At 38.1% G+C, this 21,950-nt stretch carries 18 protein-coding genes; 4 read left to right on the plus strand and 14 right to left on the minus strand.

All coding sequences use genetic code 11. The annotated features are described in order from the left end of the window. Positions 1-276: 276 nt before the first annotated feature. Positions 277-1,125 (minus strand): CHAP domain-containing protein, encoded by an 849-nt coding sequence (locus FRX54_RS03625; protein ID WP_146461167.1) that lies wholly within the window; start codon positions 1,123-1,125, stop codon positions 277-279. Positions 1,126-1,249: 124 nt separating this feature from the next. Further along, a complete protein-coding gene (locus tag FRX54_RS03630) occupies positions 1,250-2,884 on the minus strand; it encodes a polysaccharide biosynthesis protein (protein ID WP_146461169.1) in 1,635 nt (544 codons plus the stop codon). 88 nt (positions 2,885-2,972) lie between these two features. On the opposite strand from FRX54_RS03630, the gene FRX54_RS03635 reads away from it, so the two are divergent. Beyond that, the gene (locus FRX54_RS03635) at positions 2,973-4,421 is read left to right on the plus strand and encodes a UDP-N-acetylmuramoyl-L-alanyl-D-glutamate--L-lysine ligase (RefSeq protein WP_146461171.1); all 1,449 of its coding nucleotides are present in this window, start codon (positions 2,973-2,975) and stop codon (positions 4,419-4,421) included. A 61-nt stretch (positions 4,422-4,482) separates the two neighbouring features. Here FRX54_RS03635 and FRX54_RS03640 read toward each other — a convergent pair whose 3' ends face one another. From FRX54_RS03640 to tig, 8 genes are all read right to left on the minus strand, one after another. Next, positions 4,483-5,736 (minus strand): MATE family efflux transporter, encoded by a 1,254-nt coding sequence (locus FRX54_RS03640; protein WP_186652459.1) that lies wholly within the window; start codon positions 5,734-5,736, stop codon positions 4,483-4,485. A gap of 101 nt (positions 5,737-5,837) precedes the next feature. Then, positions 5,838-7,613: an acyltransferase family protein gene (locus FRX54_RS03645; RefSeq protein ID WP_146461175.1), complete on the minus strand. Its 1,776-nt coding sequence runs from the start codon at positions 7,611-7,613 to the stop codon at positions 5,838-5,840. Beyond that, on the minus strand, positions 7,610-7,990 hold the full coding sequence (locus tag FRX54_RS03650) for a hypothetical protein (protein ID WP_146461177.1): 381 nt from the start codon (positions 7,988-7,990) through the stop codon (positions 7,610-7,612). Before FRX54_RS03650 ends, FRX54_RS03645 begins: the two co-directional genes overlap by 4 nt. A gap of 44 nt (positions 7,991-8,034) precedes the next feature. After that, positions 8,035-8,481, minus strand: a complete 447-nt coding sequence (locus tag FRX54_RS03655) for a low molecular weight protein-tyrosine-phosphatase (RefSeq protein WP_146461178.1) — start codon at positions 8,479-8,481, stop codon at positions 8,035-8,037. Position 8,482: 1 nt separating this feature from the next. Further along, positions 8,483-9,487 carry a Holliday junction branch migration DNA helicase RuvB gene (ruvB, locus tag FRX54_RS03660; RefSeq protein ID WP_146461180.1) on the minus strand — a complete coding sequence of 335 codons (1,005 nt, stop codon included), beginning with the start codon at positions 9,485-9,487 and terminating at the stop codon, positions 8,483-8,485. A 177-nt stretch (positions 9,488-9,664) separates the two neighbouring features. Further along, on the minus strand, positions 9,665-11,272 hold the full coding sequence (locus FRX54_RS03665; protein ID WP_146461182.1) for a CTP synthase: 1,608 nt from the start codon (positions 11,270-11,272) through the stop codon (positions 9,665-9,667). Between the two features lie 123 nt (positions 11,273-11,395). Then, a complete protein-coding gene (gene rpoE, locus FRX54_RS03670) occupies positions 11,396-11,968 on the minus strand; it encodes a DNA-directed RNA polymerase subunit delta (protein ID WP_146461184.1) in 573 nt (190 codons plus the stop codon). A 136-nt stretch (positions 11,969-12,104) separates the two neighbouring features. Further along, complete coding sequence (tig, locus tag FRX54_RS03675; RefSeq protein WP_146461186.1) at positions 12,105-13,388, minus strand: trigger factor; 1,284 nt, start codon at positions 13,386-13,388, stop codon at positions 12,105-12,107. 152 nt (positions 13,389-13,540) lie between these two features. Between tig and FRX54_RS03680 the strand changes: the two genes are divergently transcribed. Next, entirely contained in the window at positions 13,541-14,350 is an 810-nt protein-coding gene (locus tag FRX54_RS03680; RefSeq protein ID WP_146461188.1) for a mechanosensitive ion channel family protein, read from the plus strand. Positions 14,351-14,602: 252 nt separating this feature from the next. On the opposite strand, the gene FRX54_RS03685 is transcribed toward FRX54_RS03680, so the two are convergent. Then, complete coding sequence (locus FRX54_RS03685) at positions 14,603-15,274, minus strand: HXXEE domain-containing protein (RefSeq protein WP_222430371.1); 672 nt, start codon at positions 15,272-15,274, stop codon at positions 14,603-14,605. A 151-nt stretch (positions 15,275-15,425) separates the two neighbouring features. Between FRX54_RS03685 and FRX54_RS03690 the strand changes: the two genes are divergently transcribed. Then, positions 15,426-15,983 (plus strand): TetR/AcrR family transcriptional regulator, encoded by a 558-nt coding sequence (locus FRX54_RS03690; RefSeq protein WP_146461190.1) that lies wholly within the window; start codon positions 15,426-15,428, stop codon positions 15,981-15,983. 21 nt (positions 15,984-16,004) lie between these two features. On the opposite strand, the gene FRX54_RS03695 is transcribed toward FRX54_RS03690, so the two are convergent. After that, entirely contained in the window at positions 16,005-16,565 is a 561-nt protein-coding gene (locus FRX54_RS03695; protein WP_146461192.1) for a TIGR01440 family protein, read from the minus strand. Positions 16,566-16,890: 325 nt separating this feature from the next. Between FRX54_RS03695 and FRX54_RS03700 the strand changes: the two genes are divergently transcribed. Then, positions 16,891-17,754 carry a hypothetical protein gene (locus FRX54_RS03700; protein WP_146461194.1) on the plus strand — a complete coding sequence of 288 codons (864 nt, stop codon included), beginning with the start codon at positions 16,891-16,893 and terminating at the stop codon, positions 17,752-17,754. A 46-nt stretch (positions 17,755-17,800) separates the two neighbouring features. On the opposite strand, the gene dcm is transcribed toward FRX54_RS03700, so the two are convergent. Next, positions 17,801-19,240: a DNA (cytosine-5-)-methyltransferase gene (gene dcm, locus FRX54_RS03705; RefSeq protein ID WP_146461196.1), complete on the minus strand. Its 1,440-nt coding sequence runs from the start codon at positions 19,238-19,240 to the stop codon at positions 17,801-17,803. A gap of 154 nt (positions 19,241-19,394) precedes the next feature. Beyond that, positions 19,395-21,896 (minus strand): leucine--tRNA ligase, encoded by a 2,502-nt coding sequence (leuS, locus tag FRX54_RS03710; RefSeq protein ID WP_146461198.1) that lies wholly within the window; start codon positions 21,894-21,896, stop codon positions 19,395-19,397. Positions 21,897-21,950 lie beyond the last annotated feature (54 nt).

A 21,950-nucleotide genomic window follows, 5' to 3' on the forward strand; every position in this document is an offset into this window, starting at 1 on the left:
GAGCCAGGATCAAACTCTCATTTAAATTTGATGCTCAGTTTTCACTGACTTATTGTTTATTAACAGGTTATTTTCATAACCCGCACTTGGTTCGTCTTATTCAGTTCTCAAAGGTCTTAACGTCACCATCAGGCGACAACTATTACATTCTATCAAACTATACACACACTGTCAACTACTTTGTCAAAAAAAATTAAGGTTTTTTAAAAAAGGTTTTAAGACCTTGGATTATCATGAAAAATAGACTTTCCCTCGACATGAAGGAAAGCCTAAAACCTAATTGATTTTACCGTAGCTAGACATTAGAACACCATTTTGTTCTGGCCCTTGGGCAACATAGCGACGAACACCACTATGAGAAACATAAGATAGCCACAAATAACCGTCACCTTGATACACACTATCGTAATTAAAATATTGACCACTGCTGTAAGTAGCAACAGGTGAACCTGATGTACTTGGACTATTACGAACATTTAGTTGACTGACTGTTACTGTAAAACGACCGCTTTCGTTACGAACTTTTTTATAAGTTGTTGATATAGGGTAACTTTCCGTGCTTTGAATACTTGTTGTACTAGCATTTAACGACGGACTAGCTTGACTACTATCAGTATAAGGAGGACGAATCCAACCGATGATATTGCCATATTGACTAGATAGACTGCGATTAAGTTGACGGGCTGGACCACCCAAGGTTAGAGCCGTTGCTCCACCATCAACATTTTGCTCAATGGTACGATAGGTGCCATTTCCATTATCTGCGACCACTAAACCTGCATGCCCATAACTATGGGCGAATGTTTGCATCACAAACAAGTCACCTGCTTGAGGTTTAACTTTTCCATTATTCCTTATAACGGTGTAACCTGCCTGTTGGGCAGAGTCCAATAAATTGATGGCATTACCCCATATGGGCTTGCCAAATTGGCGTCCTAAGACCCAATTAACAATATCGACACACTGCCAACCATAAACACCATCATAATCAACACCTTGACCACTACGAGCTAGATTTTCAGCCCAAGTAATCACATTGGTTTTGCTAGTTGCAGAAACTGGATTCACCAAGACAAAAGATAAGACAACTAACAGTGGTAATAAATGAAACTTGATTTTGTTCATTAAAAATCCTCCTTAATAATTGTTACATTTATCTATTCGTAGTCATCTTTTGTAATCAAGACTTCCTTCTTGTCATCAAATGAAAAACCTGTTCACACTGAACAGGTCATCACTAATAACTAGATTACTCAATACGGAAACGCTGACGAAGTGTATTTGCTTTATTGCCGATCATACTATCAACAAGACGAGTTTTTAGGGCAAGATAAGCGTAAACTAACAACCCCAAACCACCAATCATTGCAATTATTACGAAAGCATATAGGCGACCATTTGTTGGCAAAAACAAATACCAAGCTACTGTTAGTGGTGCGATGATACAGAACATGATCATGGTCATTAGGTTGATTTGTAAAATCTTTGTCATCACCAAACGACGATTAAATGATGATACTTGGTGAATACGACGATAACTTAGGACAATAGGAACTAACAAACCAATGGTTGTTGACCAAATCGGTCCATAAGCCTGAAATTGGTAAATAAATGGTACTTGTAGAATTATTTTTGCAATTAAACCATAAACAAAGTACAAAATGGAACGTTTGGTTTCAAAAAATGCCTGCAAAATCGGAGATAAGACCGTATAAAGTGCCAAAATCAAGGTTTGTAAGAGAGAGGCGATAAACAAGCCCAAGGCTAAATTTTCTGTTTGACCATAGAAAACCTCATATAGTGGTTTGGCTAAGACAATTCCTCCAATAACAGCTGGTGTCATAAATAACATGAGCATGACTAGATTGTCAATCACTAGACTAGCTGTTTCTTGACGATTTTTCTTAATAAAACTTTCGGTCAGTAGAGGAATCGACGTTGCTCCAATAGAAGTCGCTACAGCAATAATAATCATGGTTAATTTTCCAGGATTAGAAGCAAAATAGGCAAACTGGACGGTTAGCTCTGTTGGAGAAAAATCCGTGAACAAAGACATGGTATTGATATAGGTCATTTGGTCAATTAAACGGAAAATTTGAACGGCTGAACCCATGATAATAAAGGGAATGGCTTCCTTGACAGTCTCTAACAAGAGAGCTGTTGTCGAAATCGTTATTTTTTCAGGAGTGGAACGAAAAAGGGGGAATAGAAAATCTTCTCGCCATAAGAAATAAAAGAGGGTGGCAAAACTAGCCAGCATACCGACAAAGGCAGCAAAGGTGGATTGAGTGACAGCTTCCACATAGTTACCAGAACCCATTTTCATGATTAGAAATGCCGTTAATAGCATCCATACCACACGAATCAACTGCTCTGCCACTTGACTGACAGCACTTGGATAAAGTTTATTAAAACCTTGAAAGAAGCCACGCAAGACACTCATTGATGGAAAGACCAACACTGCCAAAGTTAAACTACGCATGACAGGAATTAGTGCAGCACCACCACCACTCATATCCGCTAAAACAGGAGCTAAACCAAACATTAGGCTGGCAAAAATAAAACCTAAGATGAGCATGAGTTGCAAAACTTTTCGCACCAGATAAAAACTCATTTCCATCTGATCTAAAGTATTGTATTTGGCAATTTGCTTGGCTACTGCAACAGGAATCCCGACGGTTGAAATCAATAAAAATAGGGCATAAATTTCATAGCCCATACCAAAAAGAGCATTAGCTTCTGGTGCAAAACGTCCCATCCAAGCATACCAAGGAATAATATAAAGCGCTCCCAAAAGACGACTGATAAAATTACCTGCTGTTAACCAAGCAGTTCCTTGAACTAATTGTTCTTGTTGAGTCAATTGTTTTTGTTTTTTTGTCATAATTTGTTCTTTCAAGATTTTTTACCACTTTATTATAAACTTTTCCCTGCCACTTGTAAAATGAGAACGTTAGATATAAAATAGAAATATGATTACATTAAAACAAGTTTTAGATATTCTTAAACAGGATAATAATTTTCGCAGTATCAATCATCAGGAAACTTACGCTTGGAATTGGCTAGAAAATCCTAGCTTTTCCAAATTGAGTTATGATAGCAGACAGACAGACGCTGACACACTCTTTTTTGCCAAGGGTCAACAGTTCAAAAAAGAATTTTTAGCACATGCCTTGGACAATGGTCTTACTTTTTATATTTCAGAAATCGACTATGGTGTCGATATTCCTGTTATTTTAGTTAATTGTGTCAAGCAAGCAATGAGTCTAGTGGCCATGGCCTTCTACGATAACCCTCAAGAGAAATTAAAACTTCTTGCCTTTACTGGCACCAAAGGGAAAACAACCGCTGCTTATTTTGCTTACAGCATTCTTTCTCAAGAATTTCCAACAGCTATGCTATCGACTATGAATACTACCCTCGATGGCAAAACCTTTTTCAAATCTACTCTTAGCACGCCTGAAAGCCTAGACCTCATGCGAATGATGGCTGAAGCAGTGCAAAATGGCATGACACATCTTGTCATGGAAGTATCTAGCCAAGCCTATTTGGTTAAGCGGGTTTATGGTCTAACCTTTGATGTTGGAGTTTTTCTAAACATCAGCCCTGACCATATCGGACCGATCGAACACCCTACTTTCGAGGATTACTTTTACCATAAAAGACAATTATTGGCTAATAGCCGAGCCGTTGTCATCAATAGCCAAATGATGCATTTTGAACTGATTAAAGAGCAAGTTGAAAATCAAGATTACGATTTTTATGGTGCTAATAGTGATAACCAAATCATCAATAGTCAAGCCTTTTCTTTCGAATTGAGTGGTAAACTAACTGGCTCTTATGACTGTCAATTACTTGGTGAGTTTAACCAAGAAAATGCTCTGGCTGCTGGATTGGCCTGCTTACGTCTGAGAGCTAGTCAAGCAGCAATCCAAACAGGAATTGCCAAAGCCCATGTTCCTGGTCGCATGGAGGTTCTCACCCAAACAAATGGTGCCAAGGTTTTTGTCGATTACGCCCATAATCAAGATAGCCTAACAAAATTAATTCAGGTGGTCAAAACCTACCAAAAAGGAAAAATTATTCTCATCCTTGGTGCTCCGGGTAACAAGGGGGAAAGTAGGCGAGCAGATTTTGCTCAAGTCATTAACGATTACTCTGATTTAACCGTTATTCTAACAGCAGATGATCCCAATTTTGAAGACCCCTTAGCAATTTGTCAAGAAATTGCCAAACCAATTACTAGGGCGGTCGATATGATCATCGATCGTGAAGAAGCCATTAAACAAGCCCTTTCTTTGACTACAGGCGAAGAAGATGCAGTGATTATTGCTGGTAAGGGAGCTGACGCTTTTCAAATTGTTAAAGGAGAACGTACGGCATACGCTGGTGATTTGGCACTTGCTAAAAAATACCGCTAAATCTCTGTTATTTTAACATCACTAATAAATGAAACTGCTAGACTAATACGGTCTAGCAGTTTTATGTCTTCATAAAACGATAACGATAATAAAACAGGAGATAAGCCAGTCGCCAAGAATTATCCAACAAGGTCGCTAACCACAAACCTGTCAAACCTAGCCCATAATGGTAAATAAAAAGATAGCCTAATCCTATCCGAATCAACCACATCCCTATACTTGTTGCATAAAAAGGAAGCTGACTTTGACTAAGAGCTTGCCAAAATCCTGTGAGTACTAGAACTCCTGCCGTAATTGGACTACCTAAAAATGAATATAGAAGAACAATCTTACCCTCAGTTAAAACCTGTCGGTCTTGCGTAAATAACCCAAGGAGAAAATTTCCAAAAACGTAGATACTACCACTCATAACTAGCATGGCAGCAGCCGCTAGAAAATACCCCTGTTTCAAGTAGTCTGATTGATTTTGTTTATCCTGATTTTCTTCGGCCACCAAAATCAAAACAGCCGTTGATAGCCCTAAAGCTGGCAAATAATTAAATTGGCTAAGCGTTTCACCTAAACTACTGGCAGCAAGAGTTTTTGTGCCAAGACTTGTGACCATTGCTAAAGTAACCACATCACCAAAACGCATCATCAATCGTTCTGCTAAAGCTGGGAGAAACTGGGAGAGTAACTGTCGAGTTATTACTGGTTTACAAAATAACCAATTAAGTGTTAAATCTAGTTTTCTTAACATTAGGACTAAACCCAAAATGCGAGCCAGCATCGTTGCCAAGGCAACACCAATCACTCCCTGCTTCAATCCAAAAATCGCCCAAGATGATAAGAATAAATTGATAAAGTTAGTTAAAAAGCTAACCCATAAAGGAAAATTGACCAAGCCCCTAACCCGAGCAATCGCTGACAAAGTTAAATTTAGCCCTAATAACACGCTAGAACCACCAACGTAAAGCAGATAAGTTCTTCCCAACTGTTTAACCTCACTAGTTGTCCCTAATAAACCTAACAAGGCATCGCCTGCAAAAACAGATAAAAGACCAAAAAACAGACCTAAGATAAGGGTCAACATCACGCCTTGTCGAATCAAGTCATCTTCCTTGCTTGACTGGTGTTGTCCCTTGGCTTGAGCTAATAAACCTGAAAAGACGCCTACTAAAGCCATAAATACAGCTTGATAAAGGATCATGATTTGATTGGCCACTGCAACACCTGAAATAGCAACTAAGCCTATTTGAGCGACCAAATAACCGTCAACCAGACCCAGAGCAGCCTGTAAAAAATTTTCTAAAACAACTGGTAAGGCAATTGTCAACAAGCGTTTTTGTATTGTTCTCAGCTCCTTTCTACATTAAGAAAGAGAGCACAGTTGCTCTCTTATCTATAAAATCATCATTTGTTTCTCTCAACAAGTCATTATTTGGCTGGATTTTTAGCCGCTTTTTTAATGGCTTTTTGAATGGTTTCCACATACAGTTTAGCTCCGTCTGTTCCTGTATCTGAGTAGTGAACACCATCAGTACCACGCCAAATCGTTGGATTTTCAACTGCTGTTTTATACCAGTCAGCAACGGTGACATACTTGTATTTTTTAGCAAGAGTCAATTCATAGTCACGCATACTTGCCACACGACTATCTTTGGCATTATAAGCTGTTACCAAGACAAGACGATAGCCTTTGGGTAACTCATCAATGAAGGGCTGAATCGCACTAGCATAACCATCAACAGAGTTCACACCAACCGCTAAAACAACTGTTTTAGAAAGGGTATTATTTTTCACATGATTTTGGAAAATACTGTAGGCATCCGTGAAATTACGACTTACTGCCGCATCCAACTGCACCTCTGGTAACAATTCAGTAAAGGTATCACTAGAACGTAAGGCAACCGAATCACCAATCACCATGACATCACTCATGGCATTGGCATCACCTGCAATTAGTGTATGAGTTCGATTGACATTGGCTTGAGCTTGATTAAGTGAGTTGACCAAAAGATTTTTTTCAAAATCACCTATTTTAGGAGCTCTAATGACAATCACCATCATCACTAGCACTAGCAAACCAGCTAAACCGTACAACCATTTCTTGAAGCCTTGCAAATCAAGTTCATAATCAAAAAGCACAACGGGCTTCCCTGCAATAAAAGGCTCTAAAACATAGAATGACAGGCTTGAAAAAATAGCAGAAAACAAAATAGTCAAGAAAACTGCTAGATTATTTGGCATGAGCTGAGTAAAGATCACATAAAACGGCCAATGGAAAAGATACATGCCATAACTAATGTCAGCCAAATAAGTCACAAAAACAGGCTCTTTAATAGTTGGCGTTTGATCATTCAAAACACGTGCCGAATAAATCATCACGGCACTAAAAAGACTAGCCAAGACAAAACCAAACAGATAGGTCAACAGTTGATTAAAGTCTAAAACCACACTCAAAAGAAAGAGTAAAGAAGCTGAACCAATAAAATAAAAGAGTGTTCGACTCTTAGGCCAACGTTCAACATTCTTTCTAAAACGAACTGTCGTTTCTTTAATTCCTGTCAAAGTAGCAAACATGGCGCCTAAGAAAAAGGCAAAACTATGATTGACACTAGAAAAATAGATGGTTGAAAAATTATCAACGAAAAAGGCACGGACAAACATGCTCAGAAAGCCAACCACAAACAGAATACTTGAAACAACAAATACAGTTCCACGAAACTTTTGTGTGCTTAGTTTTTTCTTAGCCAATAGCCACAAGATAAAAGCCCAAAGTAAATAGAATTGAACTTCAATCGCCAAGCTCCATGTATGCACAAAGAGATGAGGGATAAACTGACTCTCGTAACTACTACCTGTGAAAATTTCATAAAAGTTAGTAGTAAAACCTAGAGCCGCTCCTATCTGTTGACCAATATCAGCCACGAAATCTTGCTTGACCAAGAAGGTAAAGGGTAGAACCACTAAAATCATCAAGACTAAAGGAGGAACAATCCGATAAAATCGGCGTCGATAAAACTCTAACAAATCAATTCGCTGCTTGTTGGCATACTGGTCCAACAAAAGTCCAGTAATCAGATAGCCTGAAAAGGTATAAAAGACATCTACACCAATAAAACCACCTGTATATCTGGTCTTATAAAAGTGATAGAGAAGAACTAAAAGCAGTCCAACTATCCTAACCAAAGAAAACCATTTTATTCTCATTTTTGATAAATCCCCTGCTTAAACGTTCCCTTATAAACCTTCTTGTCCTTTGTTGTCAAAACACCTTGACCCTCAGGTTGTCCAGCCTTGAACATCCCTTCATAGCTCCAGCCTGTTGACGCTACAAACTTACCTTGACCATTAAAAACACCATTGATAAAATGCCCCTCATAGACATCACCATTATCATAAGTTAGTTTTCCTTGACCATTGAAACGGCTATTGATGACCTGACCTGAGTAAATCAAGCGTCCCTCATCATACGTCAATGCTGCTTGACTTTTAATTGGGATGAAAAAAGTCGCTGCTCCCAATATCAAAATGATTAGACAAGCTAAAATTTCCAGCATCCCTCTACTAATCTTTTGCTTTTTCATTCCTTAACATCTCCTGTTTAATTGGCTCATGTTTCTCAACTGACTTAGTTGGTCACCACCTCATCTGAAAGCTGAGCAAGCAAATCCTTGCAACCTTGACTCACCAAATCATAAGTTTGATCGAAGTCCCCTGTGTACCAAGGATCTGGCACACCATCTGGTACAAGCAAACTAATTTTATCATCAAAACGTCCACCTGACAAGGCTTTAAGGTCTTTGACATTTTGCTCATCCATGGCTACCACAAGGTCAAAATCAGCTAAATCTTTCACACTAATCTGTTGGGACGTTTTGGCTTGATCAAAAGTAATCGCATGCTTCTTTAAGATAGCCTGTGTCCCTTGATGAATCGAATTACCATGCTCCCAAGAAGACGTTGCACGGCTTTCAACCACGACATCATCCCTATCTGCCAACAAATCTTTCATGACAAATTCTGCCATAGGACTGCGACAAATGTTACCTAAACACACAAAACAAATCCTTGTCATCCTATTCTCCTTCTCCTATAGGGGCATAACCTAAATGTTCATAGGCTTTCTGAGTCGCCACTCGACCAGAACGTGTTCGCATGATAAAACCTTTTTGAATCAAATAAGGTTCGTACATGTCCTCTACGGTTTCTCGTTCTTCAGCAATATTGATAGCCAAAGTTCCTAGACCAACTGGACCTCCTCCATAAACCTCAATCATGGTTTTCAGGATTTTTTGGTCAATATAATCCAAACCTTCATTATCAACATCAAGTAGAGCCAAACCTTTAATGGTCAATTCACGATCTATCTGACCATCGCCCATGATTTGAGCATAATCTCGCACTCGTTTCAACAAACGATTGGCAATCCTTGGTGTTCCTCTGCTACGACGAGCTAACTCAATAGCTGCTTCATGACTAATTGCAGTGTCAAAAATGGTAGCTGTCCGTTCAACAATCTCCGTCAAATCAGCCAATTCATAATATTCCATATGGCCATTGATCCCAAAACGAGCTCGTAAAGGATTACTCAACATACCTGCTCGTGTTGTTGCCCCAATCAAGGTAAAGGGAGGAAGCTCCAAATGAACACTGCGACTGGTTTCACCAGACCCAATCATGATATCAATATAAAAGTCTTCCATGGCACTATAAAGCACTTCTTCAACCGCCATTGGCATACGATGGATTTCATCAATAAAAAGTACGTCCCCAGGTTCTAGATCATTGAGAATGGCAACCAAGTCGCCAGCTTTCTCAATAGCTGGCCCAGAAGTTTGTTTCAGATTCACACCCAGTTCATTGGCAATCACAAAAGCCATAGTGGTCTTACCCAAACCGGGAGGCCCAAACAACAAAACATGATCTAATGCTTCATCTCGTAATTTGGCTGCTTCAATAAATATTTGTAATTGATCTTTAACCTTATCTTGACCGATGTATTCTTTGAAACGCTGAGGTCGTAAACTACGTTCTATCTGTTCCTCATCTGGCAAAAGGTCTTTATCTACAAGTCTATTCATGTTTCTATTATAGCAAAAAATTAACACAATTTCGGTGAGAATGCCATATTGACTACTATTTTGCCCATTTTTTCTGACATTTACACCCTGAATGCCCCATGATTTCTATCAAATCACAACAATCTTTTCGGTATCAAATAAGAACCCAGTTAATACTAGGTTCTTTTCTTACTCAAATTAGTTCGATTGATTTGCTACGGCAGCCGTCACAAAAGCAGTGTAAAGTTCTTCTGAACGGTTTGGACGACTTGATAGCTCTGGATGGTATTGAGCTGCCACAAAAAATTTCTTATCAGGAAGTTCCACAATCTCCATTAAACGATTATCCGGAGAAACTCCTGAAAAGACTAAACCTGCCTCTTCCATCTGAGTACGGAATGTCGTGTTGACTTCATAGCGATGGCGATGGCGGCGTTGAACGACTTCTTGATTATTATAAGCTGCTGCCGCCTTACTACCTGGTTTAAGTTTACATGGATAAAGACCAAGACGAAGCGTCCCACCCATGTCCTCAATATCAATCTGATCACGCATGATGTCAATGATTGGATACGGTGTTTCTGGATTTAATTCTGCTGAATTAGCATTTTCTAAACCAAGCACATGACGGGCAAACTCGACACAAGTTAGTTGCATACCCAGACAAACACCTAGCATTGGCACGTCATTTTCACGCGCATAACGAATGGCTTGAATCTTACCCTCTGTTCCTCTATGACCAAAGCCACCTGGTACAATAATCCCATCAGCACCTGCTAGACGTTCAGCAACATTGTCTGCCGTCAAATCATTGGCATTAACCCAATCAAGATCTAGGGCTGCATCGTTAACGTAACCTGAATGTTTCAAGGCTTCAACCACTGACAGATAGGCATCTGGCAATTCCACATACTTACCAACCAAGGCAATTTTGACCGTCTTTTTAAGGTTGAGTACCTTATCTACCATATTAGACCATTCTGTCATATCAGCTGATGGCACATCTAGTTTAAGATGGTCACAAACAATTTGATCCATGCCCTGTGCTTGCAAGTTCAAAGGCACTTGATAGATATGCTCCACATCCATCGACTCAATAACCGCTTCTGGTTGCACATCACAAAATTGAGCCAGTTTGTTTTTCACCCCTTGCTCAACTGGTTGCTCCGTACGAATGACCAACATGTTAGGCTGAATTCCTAGACCACGCAATTCTTTAACCGAGTGTTGCGTTGGCTTGGTTTTCATCTCACCTGCTGCTTTCAAATACGGCAACAAGGTAGTATGGATATACATCACATTATCAGAACCCACATCAGCCTTCATCTGACGTAGGGCTTCAAGAAATGGTAGGCTTTCAATATCACCTACTGTTCCCCCAACTTCAGTAATGACAACATCTGAATCAGTCGTTACTGCCGCACGTTTGATTTTTTCTTTAAGGGCATCCGTAATATGAGGAATCACCTGAACCGTTGCTCCTAGATACTCACCTTTACGTTCCTTACGCAAAACCTCACTATAAATCTTACCTGTTGTGACATTTGAATATTGATTGAGGTTAATGTCAATAAAACGTTCATAGTGACCAAGGTCCAAATCAGTTTCTGCCCCATCATCTGTGACATAGACTTCCCCGTGTTGATAAGGACTCATGGTTCCTGGGTCAATATTGATATAAGGGTCAAACTTTTGAATGGTGACTTTCAAGCCACGATTTTTCAATAGACGACCAAGACTGGCTGCAACAATACCTTTACCAATCGAACTGACAACACCACCTGTGACAAAGATATACTTAGTCATATAAACTCCTTTTACTAAAAACAAAAAATGCTCCCCATGATAGAGGAGCTTCCGTCTTGTCTCAAAAAGAGACGCCCACTAGTTATTATAGCCTATCCCATACAATCGGTCAAGAAACAACTGTTAGACTTCCTCTTCCGTCTCATCTGAATAATCTTCATCTTCTTCATTGAGTTCGACTTCTTCATCCAAATCCGCATCTGGCACAATCTCATTCAATTCTGAATCGTAAGATTCCACTTCTGATTTTTCATCATCAGGATTTTCAGCATCGTACTCAATACCTGCTGGTAAATCATAGGCTTCATCTTCTGGATCATCATCTGAATAGTCAATATCGTCTTCATTAACCATAAAGGCATTCACGCGTTTCTTCTTGCGTTTTGGCTGACCTTCTTCTTCATCTTCTAAAGTGATAATCTCTTCATCAATTTCATCAATCGCATACCATGAACGAAGCCCCCACTTATTTTCACCAAGTGGAATAAAACTACCGTCGGTATTTAATTCAGTGTAAAAATCTGGCAATGCTTCACGAATATCGGCATCTGATTTCTCAAGAAAAATCTGAACCTCGTTTACCAAATCACTAAAATACATTTCCTTGTCACGTCCACGACTTTCCAAAATGGCACGTGCTACTTCAATCAAAGATAATTCACTTTTTTCTTGACCTGCAAATACTGCTAATTCCAAAGCATTTCTCCTTACATTATCGTTCTTTTCTATTTTACGCTAAAAAAGGCATTTCGTCAAAGGATTTATGACGGTTTCAGGCTTAATCAAGTAAAAAGAACAAAAGGTAAAGCTACCTTCTGCTCTTTTAAGTCAATTATTTCACGCTTGCTGAACTAGTAATCACTTCAACAGCTTTTTTCATTGAGATGTCATGTTTCAACATATCTGCTGATAGAAGGTTACGCACTTGATCTGCTTCCATGTTATATTCTGTTGCCAAGTCAGTGATTTCTTTTTCAACTTCAGCATCAGATACTTCAAAACCTTCTGCCTTAGCAATCGCTTCGATCACAAGGTTAGTTCGAACACGTTTTTCTGCCTCTGCTGCGTATTGGTTGTGAAGGTCGTCTTGGTTAGTACCTGTCAATTGGAAGTACATTTCTGGTGAAATTCCTTGACGTTGCATGTTGCTCATGAACTCATTCATCGCACGATGAGTTTCTGCTTCAAGCATTTCTTCTGGAAGTTCAACAATCTCAGCATTTTCTACAGCTAATTCAAGAGCTGCTGCTTCTACTGCGTCATCAAAAGCAATCGCTTTAGCTGCTTCTAATTCCTTACGGTATTTAGCTTTCAAATCAGCCAAAGTTTCTACTTCTTCATCGATGTCTTTAGCCAATTCATCATCAAGAGCTGGAACTTCTTTTGTTTTCACTTCATGAACTGTTGTCACAAAAAGAGCATCCTTGCCAGCCAAATCAGCTGCTTGATAATCTTCTGGGAATGTTACGTTAACATTGACCGTTTCACCAGCTTTAGCACCAACCAATTGGTCTTCAAAACCTGGGATGAATTGACCAGAACCAAGTTCAAGTGAGAAGTTATCACCTTTACCACCGTCAAATTCAATACCGTCAACTGAACCAACAAAGTCGATAACAACTGTATCACCCTTAGCTGCTGCATCTTCTTTGATGACTAATTCCGCCAAGTTTTGACGCTCACGTTCAACCTTAGCATCAACTTCTTCATCAGTCACTTCTTTAGACGCTTCAACTGATACTGCTAGATTTTTGTAATCACCCAATTTTACTTCAGGTTTTGTCACTACTTCAGCAGTAATAACCCAGTCTTGACCTTTTTCCATTGATGTCACGTCAATTTTTGGTTGCGCAACAACATCCAAGTCTAGTTCTTTAACTGCTGCTTCATAAGCTGTTGGCAAGACACGGTTCAAAGCATCTTCATAAAGTGCTTCTTCACCAAATTTTTGATTGAAAACGGCGCGTGGCATGTGACCTTTACGGAAACCTGGCACGTTGATTTCTTTTTTAACTTTGTTAAAAGCAGCATCCAAGGCTGGTTTGATGGTTTCTTGGCTAATCGTGAACGTCATCACACCACGGTTAGTTTCTTTATTTTCAAATGATACAGACATCGCGTCTTTCTCCTTATTACATTTTATATTTCTATTCATTCTATCATATTTCAACGGATTTTCAAAGATTTTATCGCTATAATTTTTATTTGTCAGGAAATCTCCTACTTTTGTCACTAGATTTCCTTAACTTTTTTTGTTAGACTAGCCTCATGATTCCATTTAATTCTTATCTAAAGACAGTTGAGTGGTCAAGTGTCATCAATCTGGTGGGGCAAAAATGCCTAGCTCTTGTCAGTTTAGCCTTGGCTTGTTGGTTACTTAAAAAGCTCATTCATGCAATAGCTCACCGTTTCATTTGGAAATCCCTTCGTGTCACCCAACAAGACATTAACCGACAACAGACCCTAGCATCACTGCTGACCAATAGTTTGGATTATTTGCTTTATTTCTTTACAGGTTACTGGGCATTAGCTATCTTGGGAGTGCCAATCTCAAGTTTACTAGCAGGGGCTGGACTGGCTGGTTTGGCTTTTGGGCTAGGGGCACAGGGGTTTTTAACCGATGTGATCAACGGCTTTTTCATCCTTTTGGAAAGGCAATACGATGTCGGTGACCGAGTAACAATCAACACGATTTCTGGTACGGTCAAGCAAATCGGCATTCGTACCACACAAATTCTTGATAAGGATGGCACGCTCCACACCCTGCCCAATCGTCAAGTCACTCTAGTGAGCAATCGCTCCTTACAAGCTATCCGATTACAAGTGGATCTTCCTATCTCTCTGGAAACAGATGTCGCACAATTAAGGCAAGCTGTTTTGGCAATCCATGACAAGGAACAACATTTTCTGCGTCAGCATTCTCTAACTCCTGATATTAAAGGTGCTTGTCTGAACCCACTCAGTCACTTGGTTTTTCGTGTCGAGTTTTGGGCAAGACTTGACCAACATGACAGCATTTATTTCCACTTTTTCCCAAAATATCAGCAAGCCTTGACTAAAATAAAAACAGATGATTGAGTATCATCTGTTTTTACTTACTAGCGTCTGAGCGGAAGCATTATCATCTTTCTGTTCATGATAAAACCATGAACAATGACTTGGGCTAGATTAAAATAAGTGATAAATCAATCTAACATAATGGTTTAACTAAATAAAATACCACTGATAAATAACGGATAGCGATCGCCTTTTTCTACTTCTCCAGACATACCTATATTCCTAAGCTGATGGAAAGCCACCAAAGTAATACCAATTATATTAGATACCATTTCATTTATTGAACAGCTTCTTAACACGTTGATCCATATTGAAGCGTTGCATTTCTTTAGCTTCAAAAGGATATTTGGTTGCTGTATTTGGTAGGACTTTATAGGTCATCCAATTTAATAAAATTAAAAATGCTGAAATCGTATAAGTAAAGCCAAAAAACCAATCCCAACCTGTTGCTAAATGGTTACTCGTTACATAATAAATATAATAGATACCAATCGGTAAATGAAGCAATAAACAGGCTGCAAGACCTGGATTATAGTAAGTTTTCAAGAGCTTATTAGCAACAATACCATGAAGTAAACACTGAGCCAAGCCCAAAAGAATAGGCATCATTCCAAACCATATCACGTTTGGAATAAAAGCTGGTAGAAAATAGAGAACAAACGTATATAAAGAGTTCACCAACATGGCTGAAAATTGATTTAAAGGATAACGATCCTCTAATCCTGGAATCGTATTTTTATGTTGAAAGACACGATTGATAATCGCTGGTTCACCACCAGGGAAATGATATTCTTCAAACTGATGAAAACATAAAGCCATAAAACTTAGTAATTGAATACGCACCATGACATCCAACTGTGACCAATTAAAGACTAAAAAAACAATGGTCAAAAGTCCTGCAACAAAACCAAAATCATACCAACGACGGATAAATAAACGAATCATAATGATACCTTCTTTCATAAGATAATGGCATTATACGAGACTTTTTTCACTCTTTCAATCAATAAAACGATCCAAATTATTGCTTATGCAACAGTTTGCCTAATTTTGTTTTATATTGACAGTATTTTTTATTTTTGTCATAATGTGACCTATGAATAATCAGGATTTACGAGTCATAAAAACCAAAAAAAATATTATTGACAGCTTTATTGTCCTATTAAACGAAAAACCATTTTCTAAAATTACTATCCAAGATATTCTAGATAGGGCCTTAATCAATCGTGCGACCTTTTATCGTCATTATTTAGATAAATATGACTTGGCACAACAACTTAATCAACAACTGATTGAACAAATCAAGCAATTATTGGATGCTAGATACCATCAAACATCTGACAAAATTAATCTTTTTGAGACGGTTAATCAGCAGCTAGATATTTTTGCTCAACATCGAACATTATTTTTAGCCTTACTAACCATTCAAACAGAAGAAATCAATCTCAAGCAAGACTTATTAACAACTATTGAAAAGGACTACTACAAAACGATTTCTTCTCAAAACCAATCACATCAAGCACTAAAAGCAAAATTATTTGCCAGTATCATTTTGACTGTTCTGATTGATATGGTTGAAACTCAGCAAATCTTAACCTTGGAAGAGATTAAACTTCTCATGGAAAATCTACTAGATGATTTCAAACAAAAATAACAGGTAGTTAATAACTACCTGTTATTTTTTTATCTGATTAGGATGATAAACGGCACGCTCACCACCTATCAGTTTTGGGCGACTGGTTAGGGCGGTGATATGGGCCTGTCCTAGTTCACGCAGACAGGGACGTAAAGGCACCTGAACTCGCCTGACGTGCATGCCGATAGACGTGTCGCCAATATCTAGACCTGCGTGGGTCACAATTTCTTCAACCACCACTGGATCTTTCATCAATTCGTAGGCTGCCAACATGCCACTGCCCCCTGCATGAAGTTGGGGAATGACATTGACTTCTTCCAAACCGTAGGTGTGGACAAGATCACGCTCGACTACCAAGGCACGATTGAGGTGTTCACATCCCTGTACCGCCAGATGAGCACCTATCTTTGTCACTTCTTCTAAAATGGTCGCCACAAGCCACTGCCCTACTTCTTTACTGGACTCCTGACCAATCACACCACCAACAACCTCACTACTTGACAGACCTAGCACAAAAATCTGCCCCTTTTTTAATCCACTTTGCTCCAAAATATCTCTGATAACCAATCTCGTATCTGCGATTAGCTGTTCTTTTTCCATCAAATCCCCTCCAACCTATGTTCTGTTTATTATAACAAAAAAAGAGTTCCTGCGATGATTTTTACTAATACTCTCAAGCCCAAAAGAAATTAACCTGTCTAACTAGCTTGGTCTAGTTTGCCCAAAAAAGGCTGACGTCCTCACAAGAGTGATGAATCCCAAAAGGAATTGACCTGCTCACAAGGTTTTTTAGCTTATTCCTAAAAAATAAAACTCAAACCTTTTATGATATAATAGAATTATTAAAAAGATAGTAAAGATCACTTTATTTTTTCTATCAATAGCCCTTTTCACAAAATGTAAAGAGTATCATATGGAGCTAATTATGAATTCACCTATTGAAAATTTTATGAGAGTATATATGTTTGCATTAGAAAAGCATTTGCAGTCGAAAAAAGAGGAAATAGCTGAAATTCCATTTCAATCAGATGAAGCAAATACTGATAGACCACTAAAAGAGTATTTAAAACAAGAAATTGAATCTAACTTTTCTTCAATTCCAGAAACATTTGATATTGCTACTGTCACTACAAATACTAATAATTATAATGTGAAATCCCTTAAAAACATATCAATAAACTCTGTTTTATTACCTGACGAAATATCCGACGAAGTAAAACAAAATATTAAAGAAAAAAAGCAGTCAATTTATACTAATCCTGACCTATGTTTTGAATTAAATATAAATAATAGTATTGAATATATACCTATTGAACTAAAATCAACCAAAAAAAATACTATTCCTGGATCTAGTGTCCAACAAATTGATCCAAATGAATGGGTAATATTTATTAAACGCTCATCAACTATAAATATTACAACTGGACAATATATCAATGCTATTACTACTAAAATACCATTTCCTGATAGAAGTCCTAGACCAGAAGTTTCTTTTGACTCATTATGTAATTGGAACAAGAAGCATAGAATTGTTAGCAATGATAATTTAAGATTTAATCAAGATAATGATTTAATATCAAAACAAAGTATTATCTATGATTGGCAAAGTTTTCTTTCAAATAATTGGATTGATATTCTTTTTACTTCCTCTAGAGTAAAAGATAACGAACCATGGTTCAATAATAATCTTAGAAAATTTATTCTTTTATTCTTAGATAAATATGAGTCGCTTTCTAAAGAACAACAAAGTAACTTTAAAAACAAAGTTAAAAATTTAATAAAAAAATAACACAATCTCAAAAACAATTTTCATTATTAATAAGTAAAATTTAATGCTATTTAAAATATTTATTCCAATTTTTAGATAATCTCATTGCAATATTATAAGCTAAAACGCATGGAACTGCGTTACCAATAAGCTTATAAGCTGAACTTGCGCTTACTGCAACATTATTTTTTGTTTTATCTAAAATAAATTGATAGTCATTTGGGAAAGTTTGTATTCTAGCACACTCTCTTATTGTCAATCTTCTTTGATGCATTCCTAAGTCTAATTCATCAAAATTTAATCCACCATTTTCTTTACTCAATCTTCTGAATTCTATATTTCCATGATGCTCTGCTCTTATTGTTGGAGCAATATTATCAAGTTTAATCTCAGTATTACCTTGTCCTTTTGATAAATATTTTGCTTTCGAATATTTCATTTGAGATAAATCATTTGTCTTATCAGGCTCTAATAAATCGTCTAAAATTTCTCTATTTGTTACAAAATCATATAAATTATCTATACCTACATTATAATTATGCGTAGGATATGGATATGGGTCATAGTCTGGAAAAAATTGAATATTTTCTAGTGCTAAAATAGCTTCTGGTTTTAATGCACTCTTCTTAAAACCATAAAAAAACACACGTTCACGAGATTGTGGTACCCCGTAATTAGCTGAGTGTAAAACTCTTGCAGGTAAAACTATATATCCTCCTTCAGCAGCTGTTGAAAAATCATTTTCAATTATTTCTTTTACATCTTCCAACATTACTAATCCCTTAACATTTTCAGCAATAAAGATCTTTGGTTTTACTAAATTTATAACTTCTTTCATCCAAATGTAAAGTTGTCCTCTATTTTCTACTGTTGGTTTTTCAATCTCCCATTTACCACCATCATGGCTTTTCTCAGAATTAAAACCTTTTCGTTTACCTGCTATAGAAAAATCTTGACATGGAAACCCTCCTGTAACTACATCAATATTATTAGGAAAAATATTATTTTCTGCTTTAGCTTTTTTTACAATGTCAACTATACTTTCTACATGATAAATATCATTAGCATTATCATATTTTTTATTAAAATATGATACCCATGCTGCTTTTGCATCTGGTCTAATATCATTTGCAAATACTGTTTCAAATCCTGTTTCTTCTAACTTAACCCATTTTTCTGAGTCTACTTTAATCCAATTAGGATGCATAGTTTCATTAATTGACTTTTTAAAACATTCAAAACCACCCTCGAACCCTATATCCATCCCTCCACATCCACTAAATAATGAAAGTACTCTTTTCTTTTTATATGTAGCAATTTTTACAACATCTTCAATATTACATTCTAAAGTTCCACAAATATTGCTTATAGTTTCTATTGTTACATTTTGATTATTAATGAGTTTTGAATAGGTACTTGAAGCAATTTTGGTTCTATTTCTAAATTCTTTCTTTGAAATCTTTTTTAATATTAATAATTCCCAAAGTGGACTATAATCTATTTGCATTGTTTTCCTCACTGATTTTAGTTTTTATTATTATAACATAAAAGTACTCTAAAAGGAACACTTCATTTTTTATTTTTCTTTTTAAAACTAGGAAAAACTCCCAACTAGAAAACTAGCTGGGAGTTGATTGTTATTATCTGCTTTCTCTACAAGACTACTTCACAACGATATTAACCAACTTGTTTGGTACGGCAATAGCTTTGACGATAGTCTTACCTGCAAGAGTTTCTTGTACCTTGTCATCTGTTTGAGCTAGCTCGATAAGGGCATCACGCTCCATGTCTTTTGCTACAATCAACTTGGTTTTTACCTTACCATTGAGTTGAACGACAATCTCAATCTCATCTTCGACTAAGTACTTGTCATCCCAAACAGGAAACGGTTCATAAGAAATAGACTGACCTGAAGACGTCAGAGCCTGCCACAACTCTTCACCCAAGTGAGGGGCAAATGGAGCAATCAACTGCACAAAACCTTTGGCATAGTCAAGGTAGAGCTTGTCTTCCTTGTTTGCAGCATTGACAAAAATCATCATCTGAGCAATCGCCGTGTTAAATTTAAGGGTTTCAACCTGCTCGGTTACTGCTTTAACGGTTTCATGATAAACCTTGTCAAGTTTTCCATTGTTTTCAGTTGTGGTTTCCTTGGTCATAATCAAACGATAGACACGATCAAGGAACTTACGAGCACCTTCTAACCCTTCTTCTGACCAAGCAATCGACGCATCAAGTGGTCCCATAAACATCTCATAGACACGAAGGGTGTCAGCACCATAGGCTTCAATGACATCATCTGGATTGACGACATTTTTCAAGGACTTCGACATCTTAGCTGGTGCCTGCTCTAGTGCTTCGCCAGTTTCAACATGGAAGAAGGCACCCTCGCGTTTTTCAACCTTGTCCGTAGCGACCAAGGCACCACGACCATCACGATAGCTTGTTCCCAAAATCATCCCTTGGTTAAAGAGTTTTTGGAACGGCTCTTTAGTAGGCACAACTCCCAAATCATAAAGGAATTTATGCCAGAAACGAGCATACAAGAGATGAAGGACTGCATGTTCTGCACCACCAATATAAACATCAACTGGCAACCATGCCTTGAGCAAGTCCTCGTCAGCTAGTTTGTCATTATTTTTTGGATCAATATAACGCAAATAATACCAGCTTGAACCAGCCCACTGTGGCATGGTGTTGGTTTCACGACGACCCTTAACACCGTCTGCACGCGTCACACTCAACCAGTCAGTCAGATTGGCTAGTGGGCTTTCTCCTGTACCTGACGGTTTGATATTATCTGTTTTTGGCAAAACAAGTGGTAGTTCATCTTCTGATAGGGCAGTACTTGTCCCATCTTCCCAATGAACAATTGGAATTGGTTCACCCCAATAGCGTTGACGACTGAAGAGCCAATCACGCAAGCGATAAGTGACTTGTTTTTGACCAAGACCTTTTTCTTCCAACCAAGTCAACATGCTATCAATCGCTGCTGCCTTATCCAATCCATTTAGGAAATCTGAATTGATATGGATACCATCTTCAGTGTAAGCTCCTTGGCTAATATCGCCACCCTCAATCACTGGAAGGATTGGTAGGTCAAATTGATTGGCAAACTGCCAATCACGCTCATCATGGGCTGGTACCCCCATAACTGCCCCTGTTCCATAACTAGCCAGTACATAGTCTGAAATCCAAACTGGCACTGCTTGATTATTGGCTGGGTTGATAGCATAAGCTCCTGTCCAAACACCTGTCTTATCCTTAGCAAGATCGGTACGCGCCAAGTCAGATTTTAAGCTGGCTTGATGCTTGTAGTCAGCAACCAATTCTTTTTGCTCTGGACTGGTGATGATATCTACCAATTCATGCTCTGGTGACAAGACCGCATAACTCACACCAAATAGGGTGTCAGGACGAGTTGTAAAGACGGTAAAGCTATGATCGGTGTCTTTAATCTTAAAGGTAACGTTCGCCCCTGTTGATTTCCCAATCCAGTTGCGTTGCATGTCTTTGATTGATTCTGGCCAGTCAAGGTCTTCTAAATCTTCTAACAAACGCTCCGCATAGGCAGTGATTTTCAACATCCATTGACGCATTGGCTTACGCACCACAGGGTAGCCACCACGCTCAGAAGTGCCATCTGGCAAGACTTCTTCATTGGCAATAGCAGTGCCTAGCTCCTCAACCCAGTTAACAGGAACTTCTGCTTCATAGGCCAAGCCTTTTTCATAAAGTTTAGTAAAAATCCACTGCGTCCACTTATAGTAGTTGGGATCAGTTGTGTTGATTTCACGCTCCCAATCGTAAGAAAAACCAAGGGCATTGATTTGACGCTTGAAGTTGGCAATATTTTGAGCGGTAAACTCTGCTGGGTCATTTCCTGTATCCATAGCATACTGTTCAGCAGGTAAGCCAAAAGCGTCCCATCCCATAGGATGAAGCACATTATACCCCTTAGCACGTTTATAACGACTTAAAATATCCGTTGCCGTATAGCCTTCTGGATGCCCAACATGAAGCCCTGCTCCACTTGGGTACGGAAACATATCCAAGGCATAAAAATTTGGTTTATTGGGGTCATTGGTGGTCTTAAAGGTTTGGTTTTCTGCCCAAAAAGCCTGCCACTTAGGCTCGACAGATTTGTGATTGTAGTAAGACATAAATTTCTCCTGTGACTTGGTCTTTATCTAAATAGCCCTAAACGGTCATTAGGG

This window comes from Streptococcus sp. sy004 (assembly GCF_007859205.1).
Classification (GTDB): domain Bacteria; phylum Bacillota; class Bacilli; order Lactobacillales; family Streptococcaceae; genus Streptococcus.

Bases quoted from the DNA above. Each gene is read 5' to 3' on its own strand.
- FRX54_RS03645 (WP_146461175.1), bottom strand. From the start codon at position 7,613: ATGAGAATAAAATGGTTTTCTTTGGTTAGGATAGTTGGACTGCTTTTA.
- dcm (WP_146461196.1), bottom strand. From the start codon at position 19,240: ATGCAAATAGATTATAGTCCACTTTGGGAATTATTAATATTAAAAAAG.
- FRX54_RS03680 (WP_146461188.1), top strand. From the start codon at position 13,541: ATGATTCCATTTAATTCTTATCTAAAGACAGTTGAGTGGTCAAGTGTC.
- FRX54_RS03665 (WP_146461182.1), bottom strand. From the start codon at position 11,272: ATGACTAAGTATATCTTTGTCACAGGTGGTGTTGTCAGTTCGATTGGT.
- FRX54_RS03655 (WP_146461178.1), bottom strand. From the start codon at position 8,481: ATGACAAGGATTTGTTTTGTGTGTTTAGGTAACATTTGTCGCAGTCCT.
- FRX54_RS03625 (WP_146461167.1), bottom strand. From the start codon at position 1,125: ATGAACAAAATCAAGTTTCATTTATTACCACTGTTAGTTGTCTTATCT.
- FRX54_RS03630 (WP_146461169.1), bottom strand. From the start codon at position 2,884: ATGACAAAAAAACAAAAACAATTGACTCAACAAGAACAATTAGTTCAA.
- FRX54_RS03690 (WP_146461190.1), top strand. From the start codon at position 15,426: ATGAATAATCAGGATTTACGAGTCATAAAAACCAAAAAAAATATTATT.
- leuS (WP_146461198.1), bottom strand. From the start codon at position 21,896: ATGTCTTACTACAATCACAAATCTGTCGAGCCTAAGTGGCAGGCTTTT.
- tig (WP_146461186.1), bottom strand. From the start codon at position 13,388: ATGTCTGTATCATTTGAAAATAAAGAAACTAACCGTGGTGTGATGACG.
- FRX54_RS03685 (WP_222430371.1), bottom strand. From the start codon at position 15,274: ATGATTCGTTTATTTATCCGTCGTTGGTATGATTTTGGTTTTGTTGCA.
- FRX54_RS03700 (WP_146461194.1), top strand. From the start codon at position 16,891: ATGAATTCACCTATTGAAAATTTTATGAGAGTATATATGTTTGCATTA.
- FRX54_RS03635 (WP_146461171.1), top strand. From the start codon at position 2,973: ATGATTACATTAAAACAAGTTTTAGATATTCTTAAACAGGATAATAAT.
- ruvB (WP_146461180.1), bottom strand. From the start codon at position 9,487: ATGAATAGACTTGTAGATAAAGACCTTTTGCCAGATGAGGAACAGATA.
- FRX54_RS03695 (WP_146461192.1), bottom strand. From the start codon at position 16,565: ATGGAAAAAGAACAGCTAATCGCAGATACGAGATTGGTTATCAGAGAT.
- FRX54_RS03650 (WP_146461177.1), bottom strand. From the start codon at position 7,990: ATGAAAAAGCAAAAGATTAGTAGAGGGATGCTGGAAATTTTAGCTTGT.